Source organism: Sinorhizobium kostiense (assembly GCF_017874595.1).
In the GTDB taxonomy this organism is placed as follows: domain Bacteria; phylum Pseudomonadota; class Alphaproteobacteria; order Rhizobiales; family Rhizobiaceae; genus Sinorhizobium; species Sinorhizobium kostiense.
The window spans coordinates 1-3,754 of record NZ_JAGILA010000018.1 but is presented as its reverse complement, the minus strand read 5'-3'; the positions used below and the strand labels follow the sequence as shown (position 1 = coordinate 3,754).

The window sequence follows — 3,754 nt, the reverse complement described above, 5'->3', positions numbered from 1 at the left end:
AAATCCATGTCGAATAGGTCGTCGTCTCCGAGGGACCATAGAGATTGCAGATCGTCTGTGTAGACGTATTCTCAAAGAGCCTCTCGATCAGCGGGCGCTTCAAAGGTTCGCCCGCCAAATTAATAGCCTTTGCCGATTGCGGCACTGCCTGCTTGTCAAGGAGAGAAGTGATCGCCGACGGGACCGTGTTGATCAAGGAGACATCCACCGGCGCTTGAGCCAGCTTCAGGGCATTCTCGACGAGATAGAGCGTGCCCCCGCGAGAAAGTGGCACGAAGCATTCGTAGACAGACAGATCAAAATTGATCGAAGTCGAAAACAGCATCCGGCTGGTTTCCGATCCGGCAAAAACGCTGTCGTTCCAATGCAGCAGGTTGACGGTATTTGCATGCTCGACCATGACGCCCTTGGGCGTTCCGGTGGAGCCGGAGGTGTAGATGACATAGGCGAGATGGCTGGAGGTCAGGCCGAGGGCATGCGGGTCGGGATCATCAGCGGGCTGGCCGGCCCAGGAAAGCTCGCCGTCCGAGAGATCGATCACCGTCAGGCTTGCGATCGCCTCGGCGCCCAGCGCTTCGCGGCCGGCCGCATCGCACAGCATGAGCCGCGGGGCGGCATCGTCGAGCACCTGGTTGAGCCGCGCGCACGGATAGGCCTGGTCGAGCGGCAGATAGGCGCCGCCCGCTTTCAGGATCGCCAGCAGTCCCACCACCATCGTCGGGCTGCGCTCGAGGCAGATCGCCACCGGCTGGTCCGGTTTCACCCCCAGCCCGATCAGATGATGGGCGAGCCGGTTGGCCCGGGCGTTGAGCGCATCATAGGAGATCGACTGCCCTTCGAAGACCAGTGCCACCGCGTCGGGCGCCCGGCGCACCTGCGCCTCGAACAGTTCGTGCACGCACAGCTCCGACGGATAGTCCGCTTCCGTCCGGTTCAGCTCCTCCAGCAGATAGCGGCGCTCATCGGCCGGCAGGATGTCAATGCGGCCGACCGGCTGCTCGGCGTCGGCAACCATCGCCCGCAGCAGCGCCAGCAGATAGCCGCGCTGCCGCTCGATCGTCGCCCGGTCGAACAGCGCCGTCGCATAGCCCAGAGTCCCGGCGATGACCTCGCCCTGATCCCCCAGGTTCAGCTCCAGATCGAACTTGACCTGATCGAGCCCCTCGCCTGCAGCCTCCAGCCGCAGCCCCGGCAGGTCCAATGATCCGACGCTGTTGTTCTGCCAGGCCAACATCACCTGGAACAGCGGCGTGTGATCGAGGGCGCGGGGCGGCTGGACGATCTCCACCACCTGCTCGAACGGCAGGTCCTGATGCTCCTGCGCGGCGAGCGCCGTGCGCCGCGTCCGCTCCAGCAGATCGGACACGCTCGGCTCACCCGACAGATCGATGCGAACCGCCAGGGTGTTGACGAAGAAGCCGATCAGCTCCTCGATCTCGCGGCGGCCGCGATTGGCGCTCGGCACGCCGATGACAAGGTCGTCCTGCCCCGACAGGCGCGACAGCACCGCCGCCCAGGCCGCCAGCACCGTCATGAACAAGGTCGTGCCATGTTGCCGGCTCAGCCGCTTCAGCCCGCGCGTCAGATCCTGGTCGATGACGACCGGCACGCTCGCCCCGGCAAACGACTGCTGCGCCGGCCGCGGCCGGTCGGTCGGCAGCGCCAGACGGGCCGGCGCACCAGACAGACTGTCGCGCCAATACTGCGCCTGGGCCTGCAGCCGCTCGCCGGACAGCCATTGCCGTTGCCAGGCGGCATAATCCGGATACTGGATCGCCAGCGGCAGCAAAGGATCGGCGCGCCCGGCCGCAAACGCCCGGTAAAGCTGACTGAGCTCGCGCATCAGCACGCCCATCGACCAGCCGTCGGCGACGATGTGGTGTTGCGTCAGCAGAAAGACGTGGTCGTCATCGGCCAGCCGGATCAGTCGGCCGCGGATTAGCGGCCCGCGCGCCAGATCGAACGGCGTGCGCGCCTCGTCATGGTAGAGATCCGCAAGCACGGCATCCGCATGCGGCAGCTCTTGCAGATCGTGCTCTGTCACCGGCAGGCCGGCATCGGCCGGCAGCAGCTCGACCCGGGGCCGGCCCTGCGGGGCGACAAAGACACTGCGCAGCGCCTCGTGACGGGCAAACAGCTGATCAAGGCTGCGCCGCCAGGCGGCATGATCGAGCCTGCCGCGCAATCGCCAGCCGAGGGGAATGTTATAGTTCGTGCTGTCTTCGTCCAGCTGTGCCAAGAACCAGAGACGCTGCTGCGAATAGGACAGCGCAAGCGCACCAGCACGTCCAACTGGCATGATGGCCGGTGCTGCCTGTGCACCAGAACCGTTCAGCACTTCGCCAACACTTAGCGCCAAATCGGCCAATGTCGGCTTGGCGAACAGGGTCGCCAGTGGCAGCTCCACTGCAAAGGCCTGTGTCAGCCGGGCGAGCAGGCGCACCGCCAGCAGCGAGTGGCCGCCGAGCTCGAAGAAGTTGTCGTGGCGGCCGATCCGCTCGATGCCGAGCAGCTGGGCCCAGATCCCGGCCAGCAGCATCTCGATCTCGCCGCGCGGCGCCTCGTAGCCCCGGCGCGCATAGGCCTCGTCGTCGGGAACCGGCAGCGCCTTGCGGTCGAGCTTGCCGTTCGGTGTCAGCGGCAGCACATCCAGCCGCACGAAGGCCGCCGGCACCATGTAGTCCGGCAGCAGGGCAGCGAGATGGACCCGCAACGCCGCCGCCAGCTCGGCGCCATCGGCCTCGTCCGACCCATCCGTCGTCTTCGCAACCACATAGGCGACGAGCCGCTTGTCGCCGGTCGCATCCTGGCGCGCCACCACGGCCGCATCGCCGACAAGCGCATGCTCCAGCAGCCGGGCGGCGATCTCGCCCGGCTCGATGCGGAAGCCGCGGATCTTCACCTGCTCGTCGTTGCGGCCGAGAAACTCGAGATTGCCGTCCGGCAGATAGCGCGCCAGGTCGCCGGTCCGGTACATGCGGTCATCCGCCTTCCCGCTGAACGGATCGGCCAGGAACCGCTCCGCCGTCAGCTCCGGACGGTTGAGGTAGCCGCGCGCAACCCCTGCCCCGCCGATATAGAGCTCGCCAACCGCCCCGAAAGGCACGGGCGCACCAAATTGATCCAGCAGATATATTCGAAGGTCCGGGATCCGTTCGCCGATCGGACCGCATGAGCTGGACGTATCAGACTTGTTAAGAGGCCGATATGTGACATGCACAGTCGTCTCTGTGATGCCGTACATGTTGATCAGCCGTGGGGCATGCTCAGAATGCCGTTCGAACCACGGCCTCAGAGAGGAAGGCTCCAGGGCCTCGCCTCCAAAAATCACATAGCGAAGCTGGTTGCGAACCCCACTCTTACGCTCGGCTTCGATCAGAGCTTTAAACGCCGAAGGGGTCTGGTTGAGCACCGTGACGCTTGACTTGCAAACCAGATTATAAAAGTCGGGAGCAGAGCGAGCTATATGCCTCGGTACGAGAACCAGACGTCCACCATAGCGCAGCGCTCCCCACAACTCCCAAACCGAGAAGTCGAACGAGAAAGAATGAAACAGGCACCAGACATCGCGCTCGTTGAAATCGTACCAGCTCCGTGTCGCCTCAAACAAACGGACAATTTGCGCATGCTCGACCATGACGCCCTTGGGCGTTCCGGTGGAGCCGGAGGTGTAGATGACATAGGCGAGATGCCGGGAGGTCAGGCCGAGGGCACGCGGGTCGGGATCCGACGCCGGCAGTTCCGCCCAGGCCGG

Annotated in this window: 1 protein-coding gene; it reads right to left on the bottom strand. The window is 65.0% G+C overall.

Annotated features, from left to right (window positions below):
* Positions 1-3,754, bottom strand: a 3,754-nt coding sequence (locus tag J2Z31_RS29015) for an amino acid adenylation domain-containing protein (protein WP_456242963.1), incomplete at both ends; no start/stop codon positions are given.